The following is a 24,191-nucleotide window of genomic DNA, read 5'->3' as shown; positions in this document are numbered from 1 at the left end:
CATACCAAACCAAACCAATCTCGGGTGTTGAATATTTTTATTGAAGATTTTTGTTTGTTAAATTACTGAATTTTAATTGCTTAGTTTTTGAATTCTGTTTCTTGACAGGGATGTTGTGATAATAAAAGATAAATAATGTTTGAAAACTAAGATTAATTTATATTTTTGTTATGACTGTTAAACCAAACCAGACCAAACCAAATATGAGCGATGTGTTATCATCCAAAAAATCGGGCATTACATACTTATATATTCCCGCACTACCTGTTCAGATTCAAATCCTAATCAGAGGGGCATTGATAAACTGATCTACAGAAAGCAATTATAGTATGAAATATAAAAACACTAACAAATGAAATACATTAAAACCTCCGTTTTACTTCTTCTTTTAAGCCTAATCACTGGTTTATCGTTCGGGCAAACCAGTCCTAAAAGTTTAAGGCTATTTATTATTGGCAATAGTTTTTCTCAAAATGCGTCGGCGTATTTATCCAATTTTGCAAAGGAAAAGGGCACAGAACTCATTGTAGGCAGAGCAGAATTAGCCGGTCATTCTTTAGAGCAGCATTGGGGATACGTGGAGGCCGCAGAAGCCAATCCTGAAGATCCTAAAGGGAAGCCTTATAAAGGTAATAAGTCCTTGCGTATGCTTTTATCGGCGGGTACCTGGGATGTGGTTACGCTTCAACAGGCTTCTTATCTATCCGCGGATAAGGAAAGCTACAATCCCTATGCTCAAAAACTATACGATTACATTAAAAAGATTCAACCAAATGCCAGGATTATTATCCATCAAACCTGGGCCTATAGAAGTGATGCTTTAAAATTTGGTCGAGTGGCGCCAAATCAGCTGGCTAAAAATCAGACTGAAATGTGGGAGAAATCAAGGGCGGCTTATCATGCCCTGGCCAAACAGTTGAATGCGAAAATTATGCCTGTTGGGGATGCCTTTTATGCCGTAGCATCAGATAAGGTTTTTGGTTTTAAAAAGGATCCTGCTTTTGATTATGAAAATCCGGTGTATCCCAACCTTCCTAACCAAGAAAATTCTATTAACATGGGTTATTACTGGAAAGATAAGAAAATTGTATTTGACCCAAATCATGCCAATGAAGCAGGAAGATACCTGGGGGGATTAATTTGGTATGCAATCTTATTTAACGAATCTCCGTCAAAAATTGAGTATGTGCCTAAAAATGTTCCAGCGGATTTTGCTGTCTATTTAAAAACAGTAGCAGAAAAAACAATTAAAAATTTAAACACAAGTAAATAAACCATTCGCATGAATTCAATAATAGATACCTCGGTTATCGTCGTTTTTTCAGTGTTTATTATGATTATAGGTTTGCTGTTTTCCAGAACGGGGAGAAACCTGAAATCATTCTTCGCGGGTGGTGAGGCGGTGCCCTGGTTTATCGGTGGCTTATCCCTTTTCATGAGTTTTTTCTCTGCAGGTACTTTTGTAGCATGGGGATCTATTGCCTATAAATACGGCTGGGTGGCCGTTACTATTCAATGGACCATGTGTATTGGAGGATTAATAACAGGCTTATACATTGCGCCAAAGTGGAAGGCAACGGGAAGCCTGACGGCAGCCGAATTTATAAAAGACAGATTGGGTGCACACGTACAAAAAAGCTTTATTTATATTTTCATGCTGGTCTCGCTATTTATCAAAGGATCAGTATTGTATTCGGTAGCTAAGTTGGTGGGCTCATCTTTGGAGTTTCCATTGGTACCTGTTACCCTCATTTTAGGCATACTTATGATTGCTTATACCGCAGTGGGTGGTTTATGGGCAGTTATGGTGACTGATATTTTACAATTTGTAATACTCACAGCAGCCGTTCTTTTGATCATTCCTTTAGCCTTTACAGAAGCTGGAGGCGTACAAACATTTTTGACTAAAGTACCCGATGATTTCTTTAACGTCGTTAATGGGGAGTATACCTGGGGCTTTATCGGTGCTTTTGCACTTTACCATATCTTTTATATCGGTGGGAACTGGACTTTTGTGCAGCGTTATACGAGTGTTGATACCCCAAAGTCCGCATCTAAAGTGGCATTTCTATTTGCTGGATTATACATTGTAAGTCCGGTATTGTGGATGCTACCCCCAATGATTTACCAAACTATTAATCCGGGTCTAACAGGTTTAGAAACAGAAAATGCTTATTTAATGGTATGCAAGCAAGTGCTGCCAGCAGGATTGATGGGCTTGATCCTGACAGGGATGTATTTCTCAACTTCGGCATCAGCAAATACAGCTTTAAATGTGGTGTCTGCAGTTTTTACAAATGACATTTATAAAGGAACAATAAACCCGCAGGCATCGGATGAAAAGCTGATGAAGATTGCCCGTACCTCATCATGGTGCTTTGGTTTTGGTATGATTGTAATCGCATTAATCGTACCCTATATAGGTGGAATTGTCGAGTTTACATTAAGTGTAGGCGCCATTACAGGCGGACCGTTATTGGCTCCACCAATATGGGCGTTGTTTTCTAAACGCATTACAGGTAAAGCAACTATTACGATTACCATGGTCAGTCTAGCCGTTAATTTATGCTTCAAAATCGTATTGCCACTTGTGCTTGACTATAAACTCAGCCGTGCAAGTGAAATGCTACTTGGTGTGTTGCTCCCTTTTATCCTGTTAGTAATTTATGAACTGTATGCCGCATACAAAGGGAAAATAAGTGCGGAGTATTTGCAATTACAGGAGCTCAAAGCCTTTCGTGCTGCAAATGTGCCAGAAGTTGACGAAGAAGAAGTGGCAGAGATTAAAAGACAAAATAAGTTCGGTTTACAAGTCATCGCATTTTCATTGGCTTTTATCGCCTTGCTGCTGTACATTCTTTGTGCTTTTACCACTAAAGGAACGACTATGGTGGCCGTTATTGCGACCCTAATTTTACTGAGTTCTTGGATTCCGCTAAGTGCAAGTTTTAAGAAGAAAATTTAATAGAAGATATATAACATTACTGGGGTCACCCAAACATTTACTATGATAAAATCAGAAGGAACAGATGCCCGTAGCTTGGTGTCTGAAAAATTAAGTACCGCGTTTTTAGTTGTTGGAGGTGGATTGTCTGGCGTTTGTACCGCAATTACTGCCGCGCGTAAAGGCCTCAAAGTTGTTCTTGTGCAAGATCGCCCCGTTTTAGGTGGTAACTCATCCAGCGAAGTGAGATTATGGATCCTTGGCGCTACTTCACACATGGGGAATAATAACCGCTGGAGTAGGGAAGGTGGGGTTGTTGATGAAATCCTGGTAGAGAATACCTATCGGAATAAAGAAGGTAATGCTTTGATTTTTGATACCATATTACTAGATAAAATAGCTGCTGAGCCCAATATTACACTTTTGTTGAATACAGTTGTTTATGAGGTTCATAAATCAGATAAGGATACTATTTCATCTGTAAAAGCATTTTGTAGTCAAAATTCAATTGAATATATCATTGACGCACCTTTGTTTTGCGATGCATCTGGAGACGGAATTGTTGGCTTTTTAGCTGGAGCAGCCTTTAGGATGGGCGCCGAAAGTAAAGAGGAATTTGGTGAGAAATTTGCACCAAGTGTTGAGTACGGCGAACTATTGGGGCACAGTCTTTATTTCTATAGTAAAGATACAGGTAAGCCCGTAAAATTTGTGGCACCTGATTTTGCATTGAAAGACATTACGAAGGAAATTCCACGTTTTAAAAGTTTTAATGCCAAGGAATTTGGTTGTAAATTATGGTGGCTAGAATATGGTGGAAGATTAGATACTGTACATGATACCGAAAAAATTAAGTGGGAACTTTGGAGAGTAGTGTATGGAGTATGGGATTACATCAAAAACTCAGGTGAGTTTCCTGAAGCGGAAACGATGACATTGGAATGGGTAGGCACGATTCCCGGGAAACGAGAGAGTCGTCGATTTGAAGGAGATTATATGCTCCGTCAGCAAGATATTGTATCCCAAAATACCCATACAGATGCGGTTGCATTTGGGGGTTGGTCTATAGATCTCCACCCTGCTGATGGTGTGTTTAGTGAAAAACCAGGCTGTAATCAATGGCATAGTAAAGGCATTTATCAAATCCCATACCGTTGCTTATATAGCAGAAACATAAAGAATCTTTTCTTTGGTGGACGGATTATCAGTGCTTCACATGTGGCATTTGCATCAACCAGGGTAATGGCTACGGCAGCTCATGTAGGTCAGGCAGTTGGTATGGCTGCATTTATTGCCAATAAGCATAAAGCAAACCCCGCCGACTTATTGCCTAAAAACCTGATGGAAGATCTGCAAAAGGAATTGTTGAAAACTGGTCAGCATATTCCTGGACTTGAATTGGCAGATCAAGAGGATCTTGTACAATCTGCTGAAATATCTGCATCTAGTGAATATGTTTTGACTGAATTACCTTTGGATATACTGAAAACCTTGGATGTGTCTGTTGCACAAATGCTTCCTTTGGACAAAGGTAAGGTTCCTAAGGTTACTTTACATGTAGAATCGGCTGTGGATACCACGCTTGATATCGAACTACGCATTAGCGGAAAATCTGGAAATTATACACCGGATGTGGTACTCGAGCAGCAAGTATTGACGATTGTACCGGGCGAGAACTCTTTAAGTATTGAGTTTTCTGCAGCATTAGCCGAAGATGCATATGTGTTTATGGTATTACACAAAAATCCATCGGTAAAAATCTATCATTCGGAACATCGCATTACTGGAGTCCTTTCTGTATTTAACCTCGTGAATAAAGCGGTGTCCAATTATGGCAAGCAAACTCCAGTGGAAGATATTGGTGTTGACGAATTTGAGTTTTGGTGCCCACAGCGCAGACCAGAGGGACATAACCTAGCCATTCAGGTAGAACCAGGACTTTCTAAATTCACTGCCGAAAATATCAAAACAGGAGTTTACCGACCTACGACAGCACCTAATGCATGGGTTGCTACATTAGCCGATGCTCAGCCATCCCTAAACTTAAAATGGGACAAGGAACAAAAAATAAGCACCATTGAACTGTTTTTTGATACGGATTATGATCATCCGATGGAATCGGTGCTGATGGGCCATCCGGAAAATGTTATGCCTTTTTGTGTGAGAAATTACGAGATTAAAGATGGTAATGGAAACCTTATATATAGCAAGAAGGATAATTATCAGACCAAGAACACCATTGTTCTCGATCAGGCAGTGTATACCGACAGTATTACTATAAACCTGGCACATCCATCTCAAAATACACCAGCAGCATTATTCTCAGTAAGGTGCCATTAAACATCATACTTAAGCACGATATTTAAGCATCATGCTATCGACAAAATTTGCCTTCTGTGAAGAGGCCTAGGGACTTTTGCCTTCTTCAGGCAAAAGATTCCAGACTCTGAACAGAATGGCTAATTTTGAATCCTATATGCGCAACGCCTATCCCCCGCAATAATATGATTCACTCTGGTAATGTTGACCTCTTCTCCCAGTACAAACTTAAACGTATTAAGTTCCGAAGTACAAAAGCCCTGACAAATTTGTGCCGCTGCGCAAATGGGACAATGGTTTTCAATTAATAGATAGCCCTTTTCATCCTTGATGTATTCAGCCATATAACCTTCCACTGTACGGATGTTTACGAGCTGTTGTATTCTTTCTTCTAAAGTAGTGGATTGTTGCAATTGTTGACTGTATCGTTGCTTGGCTTTTTGCTCGCCAGCTGATATGACCGTTTGGAGCGCATCTTCTCCCAAGGTTTCTTTAATTTGCTGAATCAATTTCACCGTAAGTTCTGCGTGCGTATCCGGAAAACCCTTGTTGCCAAGCTCTGTTAAACTGAAGTATTGGGTGGGTCTGCCAACTCCCTTAGATTCATGCGTAGATTGGATTAAACCTTCTTCCGTAAGCTTAAGTAATTGAAGTCTGGCTCCTTCGCTAGTGATTCCCAGTTCTTTAGAAATAGCTGCGGAAGTTAAAGCGCCACGGGTCTTCAGTAACATTAAAAAACGATTTGTCTTCATAATCTAATAAAACAAGTGTTTAGTTGTTTTATTAGCAAAAGTACTAACTTTGCTGAACTTATAAGAATATCAGGAATTATAATTTCTCCATGCACGGTATTGTAATCTCTTATTATTTGTATAAATAAATCTAAAGCAGACAACAATGTACTTTAATTACCTGGAATTCCTTTATCTACAACACACCGGACCACCGCTATATTAACCTGGCCTTTAGCAGCTATTCTTAACCATTTTTAAATACAGCCAAAGCCCTGAAATCTTATTTTTTCGGGAGTAAGGGATTGTTATGGCTATTTTTTTACCAATACATTATACAAATACTGTCATTATGAAATCAATACAATTACCATTATTAATCACACTGCTTTTTTTACAGGCATGTGGACCTGAGCAGCAAACAGCGCAGGTAGAAACCATTCAGGAATACCCTGTAATGACGATCGAACGTCGGGAGGCCATTATAAATACCGAATATCCAGCTACTATTCAGGGACAGCAAAATATAGAGATCCGCCCCAAAGTAGACGGCTTTGTCGCACAGATTTTTGTGGATGAAGGGGCTTCAGTGAAAAAAGGACAGCCTTTGTTTAGGATCAATGCACCGCAATACGAGCAGGAAGTAAGAACTGCTGATGCAGCGATCAAAAATGCGGTGGCGGAAGTGAATACCGCAAAAATGCAAGTCGAAAAAACTTTACCGCTTGTAAAAGAAGGTATAGTAAGTGATTACGAATTGAAATCGGCGAACTTTAATTTACACGCTAAAGAGGCTGCGCTTGCACAAGCTAAAGCCAGTCTTGCAAATGCACGTATCAATGTAGGTTATACGCAGATTAACAGCCCGGCCGATGGTGTAGTTGGGGCTATACCCTATAAAACAGGAAGCTTGGTTAGCAGCGCTTCGCCACAGCCATTGACTACAGTATCCAACATCGCTCATGTTTTTGCTTATTTCTCTTTTAATGAGAAACAGTTTTTAGACTTCACAGACAGCTTTACAGGTAAAAGTATGGGGGATAAGCTAAAACACTTTCCAGCGGTTACACTTTTGTTGGCCAATGGAACGGTTTATAAAGAAAAGGGACGTATGGAAAGTATTGGCGGATTGATCAATACAGAAACCGGTGCGGTGAATTTAAGAGCCGGCTTTCCTAATGCAGATGGCGTGATCAGAAGTGGAGCAAGTGCCACCATTCGAATCCCTATGTCGGCAAAGGATGCGGTTCTTATTCCTGCCAAAGCTACTTATGAAATGCAGGAAAAGCTGATGGCTGTACTGGTAAATAAAGATGGAGTGGTAAAGCCTGTTGAAATAGAGATCATGGACATTCCTTCAGGAGAATTCTATGTAGTGAAGAAGGGCCTAAATGCGGGAGATCAGGTGGTAGTGGAAGGTATGGGAAGTTTGAAAGACGGGACGAAGATTAAACCTGCAACAGTTAAAAAATAGCGCACATTTTATATAAAATATTAAACAATCATGCTAAAGAAATTTATAGACAATCCCGTATTATCTACTGTAATATCGGTGATCATTGTCATACTGGGGTTGTTAGGACTGTTCTCTCTACCAATATCCCAATATCCTGATATTGCGCCACCAGCAGTTGAAGTAAGCACTGCTTATCAGGGGGCTAGTGCGGATGTAGTGATGAAAAGTGTAATTATTCCACTGGAAGAACAAATTAATGGAGTGGAGAATATGACGTATATGACCTCCAAAGCCAGTAACGATGGCAGCGCCAGTATCACCATCAATTTTAAGCAGGGGACAGATCCAGATATGGCTGCGATTAACGTGCAGAATAGGATCACTAAAGCAACCAGCCTATTACCAGCAGAGGTAATTAAGATGGGGATTACCACCAGTAAAAGTTTGAATAGTGAAGTGTTTAGCTTTTTACTTTATAGCGAAGATGGAAAATACGACCAGAAATTCCTCGACAATTATTTGAAGATCAATATCATTCCTCAGATTAAAAGAATTCAAGGAATTGGAGATGCTCAAGTTTATGGTGGTAAGGATTACAGTATGCGGATCTGGTTAAAACCTGATGCTATGGTGGCCTATGGTCTTATCCCGGGTGATATCGTAAGTGCACTGGCAGAACAGAATATTGAAGCTGCACCGGGTAAGGTTGGTGAAAATAGCAACCAAAGTTTCCAGTATACCTTAAAATATACTGGTCGGTTTGAGAAGGCTACCGAGTTTGAGAACATCATTCTTAAATCGGTAGGTAGCGGACAAGTGTTAAAATTAAAGGATGTGGCAGATATTAATCTGGGCTCATTTACCTATTCTAGCTCCTTAACTGCTCAAGGACATGAGTCGCCATATGTAGCGGTTAGCCAGACTTCAGGCTCTAATGCGCATGAAATCATCAAGCAGTGTGAGAAAATACTAAAAGATGCGGAAAAGACTTTTCCTAAAGGGATTAAGATAGGCGTGTTTGCCAATGCCAACGAGTTTCTGGATGCGTCCATCTCTAAGCTGATCTTTACCATTATCGAAGCGTTTATACTGGTATTTATAGTCGTGTTTATCTTTCTTCAGGATTTTCGTTCTACATTAATCCCAGCTATCGCGGTACCTGTGGCGATTATTGGTACCTTCTTTTTCCTGAAGCTATTTGGATTTACCATTAACCTGCTTACGCTATTTGCATTGGTATTGGCCATAGGTATTGTGGTCGATGATGCGATTGTGGTGGTCGAAGCTGTGCATGCTAAGTTGGATCAGGGGGCAAAATCAGCCAAGAAAGCAACCATGCATGCCATGAGCGAGATTAGCAGCGCCATTATTTCTATCACCCTAATTATGGCAGCAGTGTTTGTTCCCGTAACTTTTGTAACTGGGTCTGTAGGCGTATTTTACAAACAGTTCGGTTTAACGTTGGCAGTGGCGATTATCATTTCGGCAGTAAACGCCCTTACTTTAAGTCCGGCTTTATGTGCCTTATTGCTTAAGCCGCACAATGCCCATGATCAACCTAAAAAGGGTTTTATGCAGCGGTTTTATGATGGATTTAATGCCTCATTTATGGCTATGACCAGCAAGTATAAAAAATCGGTTATTTTTCTGATCAATAAAAAGTGGTTAGCATTTGCAGGTATTGCCTTGTTTGCTGTGCTGTTCTGGTTTCTGGTTAAAACCACGCCAACGGGTTTTGTTCCTAATGAAGATAGTGGTTCTATTTATGGCAATGTGATTCTTCCCCCGGCGACTTCGTTGGAGCGTACAGAGCTGATTGCCGATCAGATAGACAGTATTGCACGGTCTATTCCTGAAGTGGAATTATCATCTAGACTTGCGGGGATGGACTTGATGAGTGGTACAGGAAGCTCATATGCAGCAATTTTTATCCGTTTGAAACCATGGAAAGAAAGGACAAAAAAGGGGCAGGATATTAAGAGCATCGTTGGACAGTTGTTTGCCAAGACAGCTGAGATTAAAGGTGCCAATATTATCTTTTTTGCAGCACCAACCTTACAGGGATTTGGAAACAACGATGGTTTTGAGTTCCAGCTACAGGATAAAACTGGCGGAAGCTATAAAGCGTTTGATGCCGTAATTGGCAAATTTATGGGCACACTAAATCAGCGTCCTGAAATTATGTACGCGGCAACTTCCTACAATACTGGATTCCCACAATACGAAGTAAGCGTTAATGTCGCCAAATGTAAAGAAGCCGGAGTTGCGGTAAATACGGTATTGGAAACACTTCAGGGATACCTGGGTGGGATTTATGCTTCTGATTTTAATCGTTTTGGTAAGCAATACAAAGTGATGATTCAGGCTGAGGCATCGCAAAGAAGTAATAAAGAAGCATTAAGCAAAATATTTGTTAGGAATGATCAAGGAGTAATGGCTCCGATTTCTGGATTTATCACCCTGAAGAAAACTTATGGACCTGAATTCATTAACCGTTTTAACCTGTTTACTGCGGGTGCCGTAAATGGTGCGCCAAAGCCGGGATACAGTTCGGGTGATGCGATCAAGGCTATCCAGGAAGTTGCCGCAGAAACTTTACCACAAGGGTATACTTTTGAGTTCTCTGGTTTAACGCTAGAAGAGCTTTCCAGCGGGAATCAGACCTTATTGATTTTTATACTAAGTCTGTTGTTTATTTATTTCCTATTGAGCGCGCAGTATAAGAGCTATATTTTGCCTTTCTCAGTGCTGTTATCCTTACCGATCGGTTTGGCCGGAGCCTTTTTGTTTGCCCGTTTATTTGGGTTAGATAATAATATATTCTTACAAATCAGTTTGATTATGTTGATCGGCCTATTGGCGAAAAATGCGATCCTGATTGTTGAATTTGCACTGATGCACCGATTGAGTGGTAGAAGTCTTGTTCAATCTGCCATAGGAGGTGCAACGGCCAGATTGCGACCAATTCTGATGACTTCTTTTGCCTTTATTTTCGGCTTATTGCCTTTAATGTTGGCAACAGGCGCAGGTGCTATCAGTAATCGTTCTATCGGAACGGCTGCTGCAGGCGGGATGTTAATCGGAACCGTATTTGGCGTATTTGTAATCCCTGTACTGTTTGTCGTTTTTCAATCCTTACAGGAAAAGATCTCAGGTACCACAAAAACCAATGAAATTGAATAGTTAATAAAGAAAATCAAAAAATGAAATCATACATAGGATTAATGCTACTTCTTGTGCTTGCTTCCTGCAAGATATCGAAGGTGTACCAAAGACCAGATTTAAATACAACACAGCTGTACCGGGACCATCAATCGGTTGATACCATTAATATCGCTTCGATGCACTGGAATAAGTTGTTTGCTGATCCAATTTTAAATGGCTTGATTACAGAAGGATTGCAGCAAAATATAGATCTGAAAATGGCATACCAACGTATCATTGCTGCACGCGCTAGCTTTCAGCAGAGCAAGAGTGCCTTTTTGCCCGACTTAAATGGTAATGCCAGCATTAAACAGTCCAAGTTGGCCTTCCCACAGGGGTTTGGAATTATTAATTCCTCTACCCAATATGATGTGGGCTTAACCTCAACATGGGAAGCTGATATTTGGGGTAAGTTAAAGCGTGCTAAAAAAGCTGCCTTGGCGAGCCTACTACAAAGCGAAGAGGTATGTAAGGCTGTGAAAACTCAGCTAATTGCAGATATCAGTAATCGTTATTTTACTTTATTGGCATTGGATCAGCAACTGCTGATCTTAGAACAAACTGTAAATAACAGAAAAACAGACGTGCGAACCATGAAGTCTTTAAAAGCAGCGAATGTAGTAACCGGAGCGGCTGAGGTGCAGAGTGAAGCCAGTCAATATGCTGCTGAAGTTGTGATCCCACGATTGAAGAGACAAATTAGAGAAACCGAAAACGCTTTAAGTCTGCTATTGGCGAAGCCTTCCACTACGGTGAACCGAGCGTCGTTAAATGATCAAAAGCTGTTGGTTGATCTTAAAGTTGGCTTGCCTGTACAATTATTGCAAAATAGGCCCGATGTAAAACAGGCAGAATATGCTTTTATGGCTGCTTTTGAAAATACAAATGTAGCGCGTAAGCTGTTTTATCCTTCTGTTACGCTAACTGCATCTGGGGGCTTTACGAGCTTTAGTTTAAAAGATTGGTTAACTCCAGATGGTCTATTTGGTAATATAGCAGCTGGAATTGCACAGCCCATTTTTAATAAAGGTGCAAATAAAGCCAGGTTAATTACTGCAAAGGCGGCTCAACAAGAAGCGGCACTAGCATTTCAAGGATCCCTGTTAAAAGCAGGGGAGGAAGTTTCTAATGCTTTGTACGCTTACCAAACTGCTGTTGAACAAGAACGGATCAGAGTAAAGCAACTGGCTGCATTGGAAAAATCGGTTGATTTTACAAAGAAGCTGCTACGTTATAGCTCTGCCACCAATTATACTGATGTACTTACTTCTGAGCAGAATCTATTGTCGGCACAGTTAGAAGGTGTTGACGATAAATTGCAACAGTGGCAGGCAGTGATTGGGTTGTATAGGGCGCTTGGAGGGGGAGGTGAAGGTGAAAATTAAGCGTTCTCCTCTAAGGCTGCATTACTTGTCGCTGAAGAAGCTCCAAGAACGCTGAGGCCTTTTCCGAGAAACTAAATTTTCTTTTAAGCAGGTGTGTTAGGACAGTTTTATAGAAGAACAGGTGTGTTAGGATAGTTTTGTCTGACCAGCAGGATAAGCATCATGCTGGTCAGACAAAATTTGCCTTCTGTGAAGAGACCTAGGAACTTTTGCCTTCTTCAGGCAAAAGATTTTTCGGGAGTACTTATTGGACTGTGTCCTCAAGAGTGCTTCGCAGTTCCATACTCTGAACAGAATGGCTAATTTTGATTTTGACTATTAAAGCAGTTGATAATCCGGCAGCTCCTCAATAAAAGCAAACTGCGAACTTTGATGATCTATAATCGCATAGCAATGTCTTAAGCCATTTGTTACAACCAACCATTTGGTTTTATGCACCGAATTATAGCGGGCAGCCTGGTCAAATACAGACTGTGTGATTTTTACAGCCGGAGCTTTACATTCGATCACCATTACTCTTTCGCCGAGATTGTTGAAAATAACGATGTCGGTTCTTTTTTGAAGCTTATTGAGTGTCAATCCCCCTTCAATTTGGATCAGGGATCTTGGGAATTTCTTAACAAAAATCAGGAATTGGATAAAATGCTGTCTTACCCATTCCTCGGGTGTTAATACCAGGTGTTTTTTCCTAATTTCATCAAATATAAAATACTGGGTATCCTTACGGGTAATTCTAAAAGGATACTCTGGTAGATTAAGTGGAGTAGGTATAAATGACATTAGTTTTTATTACAGGAAGAAAGGAAAAACACGATAGCCAAGCATAAATATAAATCTTAACACGATGAATGCTATTAGGGCTGTTTTAACAGTCTGGTTTTTAATGGTGGCCAGGAAGAATAGCATTACGGCTAAAGTCACAATGTCTGATGTCCAACCATATACTTTATAAACCAAGTCAATTCGAGCAAAGTCTCCATCATTGTGGGATACAAGTGGGGTAGCTTTTTGAATCAGGAACATGACCGCAGAAAGCAGGTAATCTACTCCAATAATGATCAACAGTGCTTTGATGGTTTGATGATCGGTTTTTGTCTGCATCTCTGGGGTAATCATGGTTGTGCCACAGTTTTTGCAGAATTTTGCTTCCGGAGCATTGGGGGCATTACATCTTATACAATTCATAAGGAGCGGTTTTTAGTTGAAATAATCACTTTTGTCGATAACCATTGTACTTGCTGCACGGTCGCCCAGTCTTCTACCATCGTTAGTTGCTAATACCATAATTGGCTCTATAAATCCGCCAACAATTGGAACGATACCCATCAATAGCATAATGATATTTCTTAAGAATGATTTCTGCTTGGTACATGGCATATTGGTTTCGAGGTCAATGACCATTAGTTTCATGGCTTTTTTGCCTGGACTCTGTCCCGTTCCGAAACCATCTTTAAACATTTGGAAGGCTAGTGGAATTAGGAATAGTAATATGCCAACAATACAAAATGCGGCAGCCTCTTCTTCCTTATTTCCGTATGCAGCAATAAAAGCAAACACGAAAATCACTGCTGCCGGTATCATCAGTGCAAGAAAAATTAAGCCATCTAACAAAGCCGCTACGAATCTATTGCCAATGGAGGCTTTGTAATAAGATTGGCCAATTTGCGGCTGACGTTCAAAAGGATTGTGAAGTTGAGGTTCAGTTTGTTCCGCAGAACTGTCGGTCGCTATAAGCCTGGCGCCATCATTGACACAAAACTTTACATCTGATGGGTAGCTGGTTTTACATATTGGACATAAATTATTCATAGGTAGGTATAAATGATAATTGTGCAAAAGTAGACAAATTTTTTATCTAAGTTTACAGCATTATATGAGTGCTGCCGACATAATAAAAGACATCAAAGCCAGAAAGTTTAAGCCTGTTTACCTGTTACATGGTGAAGAACCTTATTACATAGATCAGATCATCCATTATATGGAAGAGCATATTCTGAATGATATGGAGAAGGGCTTTAACCAAACCGTTCTGTATGGAAAAGATACAGACATGGCTACGGTAATGAATGCCGCTAAGCGCTATCCGATGATGTCCGACTACCAGCTGGTCGTAGTGAAAGAAGCACAGGATTTGAAATGGGCCAAAGAGACGGAAGGCAATAGTAAAACTGCTGAATTTGTATTGAACTATTTCGAAAAGCCTTTGCCTAGTACCATCCTGGTGCTGGGGTATAAATATGCCAATTTTGATAAGCGCAAAAAGATCTATAAAGCGATTGACAAGAATGGGGTGGTTTTTCAGTCAGACTTGGTGCGCGATTACAAACTTGCGCAATGGATTGACGAGCTGGTAAAGGAGAAGGGGTATAAAATAGCTCCACAGGCATCGGCCTTGATGGCGGAATACCTGGGAGCCGATCTTTCTAAAATTGCCAATGAAGTAGAGAAACTGCTGTTAAATATTAGTAAAGAAACTACTATTGATACAGATATTGTACAACGAAATATTGGTATCAGTAAAGAGTATAATGTGTTTGAGTTGCAAAAAGCATTAGCGGTAAAGAATGTCTTGAAATGCAATCAGATCATCAATTATTTTGCTGATAATCCGAAGGCCAACCCTATGGTGATGGTCATGGCCAATCTGAATTCCTATTTCACCAAAATATTGAAATATCACTATTTACCCAATAAAGGTGATGCTGCAAAAGAGTTGGGGGTAAACCCATTCTTTGTCAAAGATTTCGAAACAGCTGCACGTAGTTACAGCTTACCCAAAACTTTTGATATTATAAGCCTGATGCGGGAATATGATTTGAAAAGTAAAGGCGTAGATAGTACCGGGAACACTACTGATGGGGAGTTATTGAAAGAAATGTTGTTTAAAATCCTACATTAGGATTAATTATCGAGCCATTGCTTAAAAGCAGCAGCTTTTTCTCTGCTAATAAAAATCTCTGCTTCTGGATATTTGTGCAAAATAACCTTCAGCTTACCATTAAAGAAGTTATGAATGTCTTTAATGCTGTTGATGCTAATGATGTGCTGCCTGTTTGCCCTAAAAAATGCTGCGGGATCTAATTGCTCTTCTATTTCATCCATGGTATAAGGAACTGCATGTTCCTGCCCTTGATGAAGTACCAGATGGGTGATTTTAAATTCAGAATAGATATAATCAATGTCTTTTACGACAACCGTTTTGTAACCATCATTTACCTGAATTAAAAAACGCGACCGATAAACTGGATCCTGTTTTTTAATGATGTCGATAAGGTCAGAAATGATTGGGTCGGCCTGTTGATTACCTGTAAGCTGTTTGTATTTAGCCAAAGCTCCTGCCAATTCCTGTTTATGGATGGGTTTTAACAAGTAATCTATGCTATTCACTTTAAAAGCACGTATGGCATACTCATCGTATGCAGTGGTAAATATAACTGGTGTTGTGATATTACAAGCCGAAAAAATCTCAAAGCAAAGCCCATCCGCCAGTCGTACATCCATTAATATCAGATCAGGTTGCTGATTTACTGAAAACCATTCAATGCTGTCGGCCACACTTTCTAAAACTCCTACAATTGAAATATCAGGATTGAGCTCCTTAATCATCGCCTGTAATCTGTTCGCATTATGTATCTCGTCTTCAATAATTAATAATTTCATATCCAGCATTTAAATGTCCATTAAAGGTAATTTCACCACAAAAAGATTTTCAGTCTCAGTAACCTCGGGTAGTTTGTCGGAAAGTAAACGATAACGGCTTTCAATATTTTTTAAACCAGTGCAGGTAGAGGGAATATTATAATTAAGTCGTTGCAGTGAATTGGTGATCACCAGGTTTTTCTGGTCATCCTCGTTAATATTTATCGTCAATGGTTTAGAACGTGACGCAGTATTGTGCTTAATCGCATTTTCTATCAATAATTGTAACGTAATTGGAGGGATCCCCTTTTTAAGCACCTCATCACTTAATGTCAATTGCATTTTTATGTTTTCGCCCAAGCGGATTTTGATGAGGTAAAAATAGGCTTCCGCAAAACGAATCTCTTCTTCTACAGAAATGATATTTTTATGGACATTGATGATCATGTACCGATATACACGGGATAGGTTTTCGAGAAAGTGTTGAGCAGCATTAGCATCCTCAGCAATAAGAGCAGAAAGTGTGCTGAAGTTGTTAAACATAAAATGGGGGTCGAGCTGCATTTTGAGCGATTGTAACTCTGATTCGAGCGCAATCTGCTTCAATTCTGCAGCCTTTAAATTCAAATTTGAAGTTTCCAGCATAGCAGCTTTCCATTGTTGTAAAAAGAAATTGCCCGTAAAAATTAAGCTGATCAATACAGATAAAAGCGCACTCACTACGAATGACTGTCGCAATCCCTCAGCATTCAGATCACTAAACTTCATTTCTCCTCCAAATGCACCCAGCGTAATGTGTAAATAGATATAAAGGAAGGCTATCGAAGCGATAATCTGCAGACTAAATTGAAGGAGAAATCTCCACAGCGGATACAAAACCCAAGGTAATCTGCGATCCAGTGTGCGCGCAATGGCTAGACTGATCTCGGTAATTAGTAAGCAGAAAATAGATACAAAGATCCATTCAGTAAGGATCTCGGTTGTATCTCTTTTGAAAAAGCCCGACCATGGCCTATTAGGGTCAATCATGAAGGCCAACAAATAGAAGCCAACAAATACCACAGGGATAATAATAAACCTGAAATATTTATAAAAGTCTTGAGATTCTTTCTTTAATGCCATTGATTATACGAGCTTAATATACAAGGATACCACTTAGAAGCCATTCTGATCAGCAAAACTAACCGAATGCCGTAAAGTTAAGGCCAGAACGGATAATCTCAGTACTCAACCGACACCTTTATCGATTTATAAATTTACATAAATGAATTTCATTTGAGCTTGCTTATGCGTCGGTTCAGTCTCAAAATTGTTGAGTTCGGTCAACTTTTACCCCAGCCACTTCCAGGTAAAATTACTTTTGCAGCTTCAAAATTTTCAATTCGAAAGACATTATGAAATTAAATAAAATATCATTTATGCTTTTTGTGATGGGAACGGTCTTTATTCCTTCGCATATTTTTGCGCAGACCGACAGCACAAAAACAGTATTGCAACAAGCATCGTTGCAGGATGTGATTAACTATGCCCTAAAAAATAAGCCAGGTGTAAAACAGACCCTCGTAGATGAAGAGATTGGCGAACGTGATATCAAATCTGCACTTTCAGGCTGGTTGCCACAAATCAACGCAGATGCGAGTTTTAACCACAACATGAAGCAACAGGTAAATGCTTTAACTGTTGATGGGCAGACTTCGTACATGACTTTAGGTACTAAGAATACTTCGGGTATTACTTTACAAGCCGATCAACAATTACTAAATGCGGGCTTAATTCAGGCTTCTAAGTCAGCAAAGTATTACAGACAGCAGTATAAACAAGGTACTGAAAACACTAAAATCACTACGGTGGTTGAAGTGAGCAAGGCTTTTTATGATATCCTGACGAGTCAGGAGCAGTTTAAAATCATCGATGAAAATATTTCCCGTTTAGAAAAACAATTTAAAGATGCCAAAGCACAGTATGATGCAGGTTTAGTGGATAAAACTGACTTCCAAAGGGCTCAAATCAGTTTGAGTAACGCTAGAGCAGATAGAAAAAGAACGCAGGAATTGTTAAAATACAAGTATGCTTATCTAAAATCTATTATAGGTTATGATGCCGGTAATGATTTAAGTCTGGTGTTTAATGAAAAGGGCATGGAGCAGGAGGTGTTGTTAGATACGGCACAGGTCCTTAATCCACGCAATAGAATTGAATTTAAACAATTAGAAACCCAGCGTCAGTTACAACAAATCAATACTTCTTATAACAAATTGGCATATATGCCTAAGCTGTCTGCTTTTGCAAACTACAGCTGGAATTACATGAATAACGATTTTAAGGATTTATATAGTAACTCGTACCCAGGATCAATGGCAGGATTGAAATTGAGTATCCCAATTTTCCAGGGAACTAAGCGTACTCAGGAAATCCGTAAGTCACAATTATTGGAGAAACGAATTGATTTAGACCTGGAGAATACCAAAAACCAGATCAATAGTCAATATGAGCAGGCAATGGCAACTTATAAAGCGGGTTTAAACGATTGGAAAACTGCAAATGAAAATCAAGAAATCTCTAAACAAGTGTACGGAACGATAAAGCTTCAATACGATGAGGGGATTAAAACATACCTGGATCTGATGACTGCAGAAACCGATCTAAGAACTACACAACTCAATTATCTAAATGCACTTTACAGTTTGCTTTCCGCAAAATTAGATGTGCAACAAGCATTAGGAACAATAACTATTACTCAATAAAATCAGCAATGAAATTCAATTCGATAAAACCAGGCATTTTAATATTAGGCGCTGCTATTTTAGCATCATGTGGGAGTTCAGAAAAACCTGCACAAATGGCAGCAGCCCCTGCAGCTATTCCAGTAAGTGTTTATACAGTAGCTGAAGAAGACGTGACCACCGTAGATACTTATCCAGGTGTGGTTGTGGCATTAAATGAAGTTGAACTAAGAGCTGAAGTTGGTGGTTATGTGACAGCTATCTTTGTTAAAGATGGCCAAAAAGTAACTAAAGGACAGAAGCTTTACGAAATAGACCGTACCAATTACCTCGCTGCTTACAATTCTGCAAATGCTAATTTACAAGTAGCAAAGGCCAATCACCTTAAAGCAAAAAAAGATGCTGAGCGCTATACCAATCTGGCAAAACAGGAAGCTGTGGCTAAGCAACGTGTGGATTATGCGTTAACAGATATGGCTAATGCAGGATCTCAGGTTGCAGTAGCAGAAGCCGCTTTGGCCACTGCAAAAGCAAACCTTAACCGCTCGGTTATCGTGTCGCCACTAACAGGTACTATCGGTATCTCACAAGTAAAGGTTGGCGCGTTGGCAAGTCAGGGCACTACCTTGTTGAACACCGTTTCGGCAAATGATCCGATTGCTGTTGATATTGCCGTAAATCAAAAAGATATTCCACGATTTCTTAAGCTACAACAAAATGCTTCAACCGTTAAAGATTCTGTATTCAGCATAGAGCTTCAGGATAAAAGCGTGTATAAGATGGCAGGAAAAATTGTAGCCGTAGACCGTTCAGTTGATCCTGGAACAGGAACGATAAAAGTAAGAATCAGTTATCCTAATACCTCTGGTATGTTGTTGAGTGGTATGACTTGTAACGTTAAGGTTTTAAACAAAGCCGAAAGCAAGCAAGTAACGATTCCTTACAAATCGGTATCGGAGCAATTAGGTGAGTATATGGTGTATGTAGTTGGTGATAGCAGTAAAGCACAGCAACGTATCATTAAGCTTGGCTCGGAAACAGGAGAGAAGATTGTGGTATTGAACGGCTTACAGGCCGGTGAAGTCATCGTTTCGGAAGGAGCGCAAAACGTAAGACCAGGTTCAATAGTTCAGGCAGCTACAAAATCTCCAGAGGTTGCTGCGACGCAGCCTGCAAAAAAATAGTTTCAAAATATTTTAAGACATTATGATTTCAGAAGTTTTTATAAAACGTCCGGTAACGGCGATTGTTATCTCCATACTGATCGTTATGGTGGGTATCATTGTACTCACAGGGCTACCCATTAGCCAGTACCCAAATATTGCACCGCCGACAGTAACGGTGAGTGCCACCTATACCGGTGCAGATGCACAGACCGTTGAACAAACGGTAACCACACCTATTGAAAGCCAGATTAATGGTACACCAGGTATGAAGTACCTGACCTCTTCAAGTACTGCTGATGGTAGATCGACCATTACGGTAACTTTCGAAGTAGGAACAGATATTGACATTGCTGCATTAGATGTGCAGAACCGTGTTGGTATTGCCGAACCCTCATTGCCGGAAGCGGTAAGAAGGTTAGGTGTAACCACAAAAAAAGCAAATACAGACATGTTAATGGTGCTTGGATTGTATTCTCCAAAGGGCACCTACGACCAAAAGTTCTTATCTAACTACTCCAACTTATATTTAAAAGATGCCCTTTTAAGGGTTAAAGGAGTAGGGGATGTGATGGCTTTTGGACAGCCATTTAGTATGCGTGTATGGTTAGATGCCAATAAAATGGCAGCTATGGGGATTACTCCGGCAGAGGTTTCTGCAGCTATTCAGGAGCAGAATACGCGTATTCCGGGAGGTAGTGTAGGTGGACCACCGCAGAAGGGTAACCAGACTTTTGAGTTCTCCGTGATTATGGATGGTGACCTGAGTACTGAAGAAGAATTCAGGAACATTATTGTAAAGACTTCTGAAAATGGTTCGGCAGTGTATTTGAAAGATGTTGCCAGAATTGAACTGGGTGAATTTGCTTATAGCATCAATGCGCAGATCAACGGTAAGTCGGCAGCGATGATGGGGGTTAACCAGACTCCCGGAGGTAATGCGGTACAAACATACGAAGGGATTATTAAAACGCTTGATAAGTTAAAGCAATCCTTCCCTGAAGATTTGGATTATACGATCGGATATGAAACGGTATCTATCGTAAATCTGTCTATTGATGGTGTAGTTAAAACCCTGATCGAGGCATTGATATTGGTAACTATAGTAGTATTCCTGTTCCTTCAAAGTTGGAGAGCAACATTAATTCCTGTATTGGCGATCCCGGTTTCCATTATTGGTACTTTTATCTTCTTTAACTTGCTGGGCTTCTCGGTAAACGTGTTGACTATGTTTGGTTTCGTCCTCGCCATTGGTATTGTGGTAGATGATGCCATTGTTGTGGTGGAGGCTGTGCAGCATTATATGGACCATGAGGGCTTATCGGCCAAAGAGGCAACGAGGAAAGCGATGCGGGACATCACAGCGCCTGTTATTGCAATTGCATTAATTCTGGCTGCGGTATTTGTTCCGGTAGGCTTTATTCCGGGAATGGTTGGTCAGTTGTATCAGCAGTTTGCCATCACAATTGCCATATCTGTATTGATCTCCGCATTTATTGCCCTAACGTTAACGCCTGCATTGTGTTCATTGATGCTAAAACCGATGGACATTCATAAAGATTCAAAAGGCTTAAATAAGTTTTTCTATAAGTTCAACGCATGGTTTGCACGCGTAACCAGTAAATATTCTAAAGGTGTACAGTGGTGTTTGAAAAAAGCGCCCTTAGTAATGGTATTACTGGTGTGTATTTATGCAGGTACAGTTGGTTTGTTTAGTGCAAAACCATCAGGATTTATTCCTAATGAGGATGCTGGGGTATTTATTATGGGTGCCACTTTACCAGAAGGTTCATCTGCAGTAAGAACGGATGCTTATGTAGCCAGGATTATTGAAACGATCCGTAAGGAGAATCCTGAAATCAAAAATGTGACCTCTATTTCCGGAATGAACATCTTAAATAGTTCATTTAAATCCAATGCGGCTACCTTCTTTGTGCAGTTACACCATTGGAATGACCGTAAAAAAGATGTATCAGCTGTGGTCGCTAATGTACAAAGAGCCTTTGCTGGTGATAAGGAAGGTAATTTAATTGCCGTACAGCCACCTCCAATTCCGGGCTTAGGTTTCAGCGGTGGTTTTACCATGCAGGTTCAGGAGCAGCAGACTGGTGACATTAAGAAATTCCAGGAGGTTGTGGGCAAGTTTTTAGGAGCGGCAAATCAAGATCCAGCTATTGGAATGGCTTATACCTTATTCAATTCCAATACGCCAAATTATAAGATTAGTGTGGATCGCGATCAAGTGAAGAAGATGGGCGTATCCATCGGGGCTGTTTACAGTACGATATCTTCTTACTTTGGTAGTGCTTATATCAATGATTTTACTAAATATGGTAGAAGCTTTAGGGTTGTTGCCCAAGCCGATACCAATTACCGAAGTAAGATTGAGGATTTGAATCAGATTTATGTGAAAAACATAAAAGGGGTTCCGGTTCCATTGACTACAATGGTTTCTTATAAAAAGATAGAGAATCCTTCAGTTATTAATCATTATAACCTGTTTAGATCTATTGAGATTAGCGGTGCTGCAAAACCAGGTAAGAGTAGTGGTGAGGCATTGGCTGCTTTAGAGAACGCAGCGGCTGAAAACCTACCAGCTGGTTACAGTTACAACTTCTCCGGAATGAGTCAGCAGGAACAAGAAGCAGGGGACAGTACCACAGTTATATTTGCATTAATTATTGTTGTCGTATTCCTTTTATTGGCCTCTTTATATGAGAGCTGGTCTGTTCCCTTTTCAATTTTACTAAGCGTTCCCTTAGGTTTATTCGGTGCTATTCTGGCATTGATATTCTTGCCTCATCTGGATAATAACATTTATGCTCAGGTAGGTTTAATTACCCTGATCGGACTTTCGGCGAAGAATGCGATTCTGATTGTTGAATTTGCAAAGGAGCGTGTAGATTGGGGAATGGGACTTATTCCTGCAACAATGGAGGCTGTTAAGTTGAGGTTACGACCGATTGTGATGACCTCTGTGGCATTTATTTTAGGGGTAATTCCTTTGGTATTGTCGGTAGGCGCAGGAGCGGTATCCAGACAAACCATTGGCTGGACAGTAGCCGCAGGTATGTTGTCGGCAACTATTCTGGCCATATTTATTGTGCCGGTATTGTTTGTACTAATTACAAAACTGGCTTACGGAAAGCAGAAGTTGGCTGAGCTGGAAGCAAGCTATAGTGCCGATGCACACAAAGATACTTTGCATGCAGATCCGGATATTGAAGAATAGGATTTAGCGGTAAAAGCAAAGAGCGGGTGTATCATGATTTTGATACACCCGCTCTTTGCTTTTACGTGTTTTTTATTGTTTATTTTTTTGACCTTAATTTGGTTAAGTAAGTTCTTACAGGTGTATCATAAACCGTCATTACCAGATAAGCGAATCCAAGTAAAAGGATTGTTCCTGTTAGTATAATCATCGTTAATTGTGGTGTTTCAGGCTTATGAGTAGTATAGTAGCTCAAAAATATCCATATCACTGCATAATGTGTCATATACAATGGGTAAGATATTTTACCCGAGAATACACATAAGTTTTTTACGCCTTGGCTAAGGTTTGCACCAGCACCCAAAGCCACAAGCAGCGGGAAGTAAATCAGTACTACCATTGGTTGAGTAAACCCGTTCCATTTGGAATCTGGCAGAAAAAAGGCCAGCAACAATAACACCGATAAGCCCAAAAAACCTAGTTTATTTTTTATGATCCAGTTAAAACGGAAAATCAGCATACCCACTAAAAATGAATAGGCGATTCGGGCACCGCCGTCCCAGAAGTTTTCTCCAGCCCATCCACCCAATAAGCTACCACCAGCACGGTAGCTCACATAGCAAAGTGTGCCTGCAGCTATTATAGCCAGTATAAGCAGAATACGACGATCTAGTCGGCAAAGAATAAGTGCATAAAGGATATTGGCTACATACTCCCAAAATAACGACCATGCAGGTGCGTTTAACCCGAACAAGTTAAATGAACGCTCGGCAATTACAGGATATGGAATAAGTAAGATGGAGCAAAGGAAAATAAGTATGATTTTTCCGGCACTATATACTTCTGGTGTTCTACCAAAGGGATCAAACAGAAAGGCCAATAAACCTAATACAGAACCCATGATCACCAAAGGATGTAATCTGATCAGCCTGGATTTGAAAAATTCTTTAATCCCCATTTTCCCGATCCGGTCATCATAAGCATAAGCAATTACAAATCCCGATAAACAGAAAAAGAAATCTACCGCTAAAAAGCCATGTGCAATGAAGTTTTTGCCGGGAAGATATACCATTTCCATGAAATGGAACACCACAATAGCCAATGCAGCTACTCCTCTTAATCCGTCAAGAATTTCAAAATGTTGTTTAGTTTTTAAGATTTCTGGGTTTAGTGCATTCGTGTTCATTTACAATTTCCTTTGTTTCATTTTTTCGGCTTCCGCCTTTAGTGTCGAAAGTCTGTCATTTGAGTTCTTTTGTTTACTAAGCATTTCAATCGCCTTATTTTGATTAAGCAAAGCCTCATCATAAAGTTGCATGCGATAAAATTTAACTAGAAGAATGGATAACAGTAATGTTTTATACATAGAGCGGTTGGTGAATGTTTTGGTTTTTCTGTTTAGCTAATATAAGCTCA

Annotated in this window: 18 protein-coding genes; 10 read left to right on the top strand and 8 right to left on the bottom strand. The window is 40.0% G+C overall.

The window, feature by feature from the left end; all coding sequences use genetic code 11:
* The first annotated feature begins 352 nt into the window (after positions 1 to 352).
* From EZ444_RS11605 to EZ444_RS11595, 3 genes are read left to right on the top strand one after another with little or no spacing between them, the layout of a single operon-like run.
* Positions 353 to 1,273, top strand: coding sequence for a DUF4886 domain-containing protein (locus EZ444_RS11605; protein ID WP_131608945.1), 921 nt, complete (start codon positions 353 to 355; stop codon positions 1,271 to 1,273).
* A 9-nt stretch (positions 1,274 to 1,282) separates the two neighbouring features.
* A complete protein-coding gene (locus EZ444_RS11600; protein WP_131608943.1) occupies positions 1,283 to 2,965 on the top strand; it encodes a sodium:solute symporter family transporter in 1,683 nt (560 codons plus the stop codon).
* Positions 2,966 to 3,007: 42 nt separating this feature from the next.
* Complete coding sequence (locus EZ444_RS11595; protein ID WP_131608941.1) at positions 3,008 to 5,284, top strand: FAD-dependent oxidoreductase; 2,277 nt, start codon at positions 3,008 to 3,010, stop codon at positions 5,282 to 5,284.
* A gap of 119 nt (positions 5,285 to 5,403) precedes the next feature.
* Here the strand turns inward: EZ444_RS11595 and EZ444_RS11590 are convergent, their stop codons facing one another.
* Positions 5,404 to 5,994: a helix-turn-helix transcriptional regulator gene (locus EZ444_RS11590; RefSeq protein ID WP_225874702.1), complete on the bottom strand. Its 591-nt coding sequence runs from the start codon at positions 5,992 to 5,994 to the stop codon at positions 5,404 to 5,406.
* 352 nt (positions 5,995 to 6,346) lie between these two features.
* On the opposite strand from EZ444_RS11590, the gene EZ444_RS11585 reads away from it, so the two are divergent.
* Genes EZ444_RS11585 through EZ444_RS11575 form a run of 3 tightly spaced genes read left to right on the top strand, consistent with a single transcriptional unit; the run spans position 6,347 to position 12,039 of the window.
* On the top strand, positions 6,347 to 7,468 hold the full coding sequence (locus EZ444_RS11585) for an efflux RND transporter periplasmic adaptor subunit (RefSeq protein ID WP_225874701.1): 1,122 nt from the start codon (positions 6,347 to 6,349) through the stop codon (positions 7,466 to 7,468).
* A 30-nt stretch (positions 7,469 to 7,498) separates the two neighbouring features.
* Positions 7,499 to 10,633, top strand: a complete 3,135-nt coding sequence (locus tag EZ444_RS11580) for an efflux RND transporter permease subunit (RefSeq protein ID WP_131608937.1) — start codon at positions 7,499 to 7,501, stop codon at positions 10,631 to 10,633.
* Between the two features lie 20 nt (positions 10,634 to 10,653).
* Positions 10,654 to 12,039: an efflux transporter outer membrane subunit gene (locus EZ444_RS11575; RefSeq protein WP_131608935.1), complete on the top strand. Its 1,386-nt coding sequence runs from the start codon at positions 10,654 to 10,656 to the stop codon at positions 12,037 to 12,039.
* 318 nt (positions 12,040 to 12,357) lie between these two features.
* Here the strand turns inward: EZ444_RS11575 and EZ444_RS11570 are convergent, their stop codons facing one another.
* The 3 genes from EZ444_RS11570 to EZ444_RS11560 are packed head-to-tail and all read right to left on the bottom strand — an operon-like array spanning position 12,358 to position 13,848.
* Positions 12,358 to 12,819: a type I restriction enzyme HsdR N-terminal domain-containing protein gene (locus EZ444_RS11570; protein ID WP_131608933.1), complete on the bottom strand. Its 462-nt coding sequence runs from the start codon at positions 12,817 to 12,819 to the stop codon at positions 12,358 to 12,360.
* Between the two features lie 9 nt (positions 12,820 to 12,828).
* Positions 12,829 to 13,224, bottom strand: a complete 396-nt coding sequence (locus EZ444_RS27395) for a zinc ribbon domain-containing protein (protein WP_205945259.1) — start codon at positions 13,222 to 13,224, stop codon at positions 12,829 to 12,831.
* Between the two features lie 12 nt (positions 13,225 to 13,236).
* The gene (locus EZ444_RS11560; protein WP_131608931.1) at positions 13,237 to 13,848 is read right to left on the bottom strand and encodes an RDD family protein; all 612 of its coding nucleotides are present in this window, start codon (positions 13,846 to 13,848) and stop codon (positions 13,237 to 13,239) included.
* 64 nt (positions 13,849 to 13,912) lie between these two features.
* On the opposite strand from EZ444_RS11560, the gene holA reads away from it, so the two are divergent.
* Complete coding sequence (gene holA, locus EZ444_RS11555; protein WP_131608929.1) at positions 13,913 to 14,938, top strand: DNA polymerase III subunit delta; 1,026 nt, start codon at positions 13,913 to 13,915, stop codon at positions 14,936 to 14,938.
* A 2-nt stretch (positions 14,939 to 14,940) separates the two neighbouring features.
* Here the strand turns inward: holA and EZ444_RS11550 are convergent, their stop codons facing one another.
* Together EZ444_RS11550 and EZ444_RS11545 are read right to left on the bottom strand one after the other, a co-directional pair.
* Positions 14,941 to 15,699: a LytR/AlgR family response regulator transcription factor gene (locus EZ444_RS11550; RefSeq protein ID WP_131608927.1), complete on the bottom strand. Its 759-nt coding sequence runs from the start codon at positions 15,697 to 15,699 to the stop codon at positions 14,941 to 14,943.
* A 9-nt stretch (positions 15,700 to 15,708) separates the two neighbouring features.
* A complete protein-coding gene (locus EZ444_RS11545) occupies positions 15,709 to 16,800 on the bottom strand; it encodes a sensor histidine kinase (RefSeq protein ID WP_131608925.1) in 1,092 nt (363 codons plus the stop codon).
* 272 nt (positions 16,801 to 17,072) lie between these two features.
* Between EZ444_RS11545 and EZ444_RS11540 the strand changes: the two genes are divergently transcribed.
* Genes EZ444_RS11540 through EZ444_RS11530 form a run of 3 tightly spaced genes read left to right on the top strand, consistent with a single transcriptional unit; the run spans position 17,073 to position 22,796 of the window.
* The gene (locus tag EZ444_RS11540; RefSeq protein ID WP_131608923.1) at positions 17,073 to 18,422 is read left to right on the top strand and encodes a TolC family protein; all 1,350 of its coding nucleotides are present in this window, start codon (positions 17,073 to 17,075) and stop codon (positions 18,420 to 18,422) included.
* Positions 18,423 to 18,430: 8 nt separating this feature from the next.
* Positions 18,431 to 19,585 carry an efflux RND transporter periplasmic adaptor subunit gene (locus EZ444_RS11535; RefSeq protein WP_131608921.1) on the top strand — a complete coding sequence of 385 codons (1,155 nt, stop codon included), beginning with the start codon at positions 18,431 to 18,433 and terminating at the stop codon, positions 19,583 to 19,585.
* A gap of 22 nt (positions 19,586 to 19,607) precedes the next feature.
* The gene (locus tag EZ444_RS11530; RefSeq protein WP_131608919.1) at positions 19,608 to 22,796 is read left to right on the top strand and encodes an efflux RND transporter permease subunit; all 3,189 of its coding nucleotides are present in this window, start codon (positions 19,608 to 19,610) and stop codon (positions 22,794 to 22,796) included.
* 79 nt (positions 22,797 to 22,875) lie between these two features.
* Here the strand turns inward: EZ444_RS11530 and EZ444_RS11525 are convergent, their stop codons facing one another.
* Together EZ444_RS11525 and EZ444_RS27745 are read right to left on the bottom strand one after the other, a co-directional pair.
* Positions 22,876 to 23,961, bottom strand: a complete 1,086-nt coding sequence (locus EZ444_RS11525; protein WP_131608917.1) for an acyltransferase family protein — start codon at positions 23,959 to 23,961, stop codon at positions 22,876 to 22,878.
* Positions 23,962 to 24,093, bottom strand: a complete 132-nt coding sequence (locus tag EZ444_RS27745) for a hypothetical protein (RefSeq protein WP_262711254.1) — start codon at positions 24,091 to 24,093, stop codon at positions 23,962 to 23,964.
* Between the last annotated feature and the right edge of the window lie 98 nt (positions 24,094 to 24,191).

This window comes from Pedobacter hiemivivus (assembly GCF_004331685.1).
GTDB lineage: Bacteria > Bacteroidota > Bacteroidia > Sphingobacteriales > Sphingobacteriaceae > Pedobacter > Pedobacter hiemivivus.
The sequence above is the reverse complement of the archived record's forward strand: the minus strand, read 5'-3'. Positions and strand labels throughout refer to the sequence as shown.

Bases quoted from the DNA above. Each gene is read 5' to 3' on its own strand.
- EZ444_RS11600 (WP_131608943.1), top strand. From the start codon at position 1,283: ATGAATTCAATAATAGATACCTCGGTTATCGTCGTTTTTTCAGTGTTT.
- EZ444_RS11590 (WP_225874702.1), bottom strand. From the start codon at position 5,994: ATGTTACTGAAGACCCGTGGCGCTTTAACTTCCGCAGCTATTTCTAAA.
- EZ444_RS27395 (WP_205945259.1), bottom strand. From the start codon at position 13,224: ATGAATTGTATAAGATGTAATGCCCCCAATGCTCCGGAAGCAAAATTC.
- EZ444_RS11540 (WP_131608923.1), top strand. From the start codon at position 17,073: ATGAAATTAAATAAAATATCATTTATGCTTTTTGTGATGGGAACGGTC.
- EZ444_RS11575 (WP_131608935.1), top strand. From the start codon at position 10,654: ATGAAATCATACATAGGATTAATGCTACTTCTTGTGCTTGCTTCCTGC.
- EZ444_RS11535 (WP_131608921.1), top strand. From the start codon at position 18,431: ATGAAATTCAATTCGATAAAACCAGGCATTTTAATATTAGGCGCTGCT.
- EZ444_RS27745 (WP_262711254.1), bottom strand. From the start codon at position 24,093: ATGCAACTTTATGATGAGGCTTTGCTTAATCAAAATAAGGCGATTGAA.
- EZ444_RS11530 (WP_131608919.1), top strand. From the start codon at position 19,608: ATGATTTCAGAAGTTTTTATAAAACGTCCGGTAACGGCGATTGTTATC.
- EZ444_RS11550 (WP_131608927.1), bottom strand. From the start codon at position 15,699: ATGAAATTATTAATTATTGAAGACGAGATACATAATGCGAACAGATTA.
- EZ444_RS11525 (WP_131608917.1), bottom strand. From the start codon at position 23,961: ATGAACACGAATGCACTAAACCCAGAAATCTTAAAAACTAAACAACAT.
- EZ444_RS11595 (WP_131608941.1), top strand. From the start codon at position 3,008: ATGATAAAATCAGAAGGAACAGATGCCCGTAGCTTGGTGTCTGAAAAA.
- EZ444_RS11580 (WP_131608937.1), top strand. From the start codon at position 7,499: ATGCTAAAGAAATTTATAGACAATCCCGTATTATCTACTGTAATATCG.
- EZ444_RS11560 (WP_131608931.1), bottom strand. From the start codon at position 13,848: ATGAATAATTTATGTCCAATATGTAAAACCAGCTACCCATCAGATGTA.
- EZ444_RS11545 (WP_131608925.1), bottom strand. From the start codon at position 16,800: ATGGCATTAAAGAAAGAATCTCAAGACTTTTATAAATATTTCAGGTTT.
- EZ444_RS11570 (WP_131608933.1), bottom strand. From the start codon at position 12,819: ATGTCATTTATACCTACTCCACTTAATCTACCAGAGTATCCTTTTAGA.
- holA (WP_131608929.1), top strand. From the start codon at position 13,913: ATGAGTGCTGCCGACATAATAAAAGACATCAAAGCCAGAAAGTTTAAG.
- EZ444_RS11605 (WP_131608945.1), top strand. From the start codon at position 353: ATGAAATACATTAAAACCTCCGTTTTACTTCTTCTTTTAAGCCTAATC.
- EZ444_RS11585 (WP_225874701.1), top strand. From the start codon at position 6,347: ATGAAATCAATACAATTACCATTATTAATCACACTGCTTTTTTTACAG.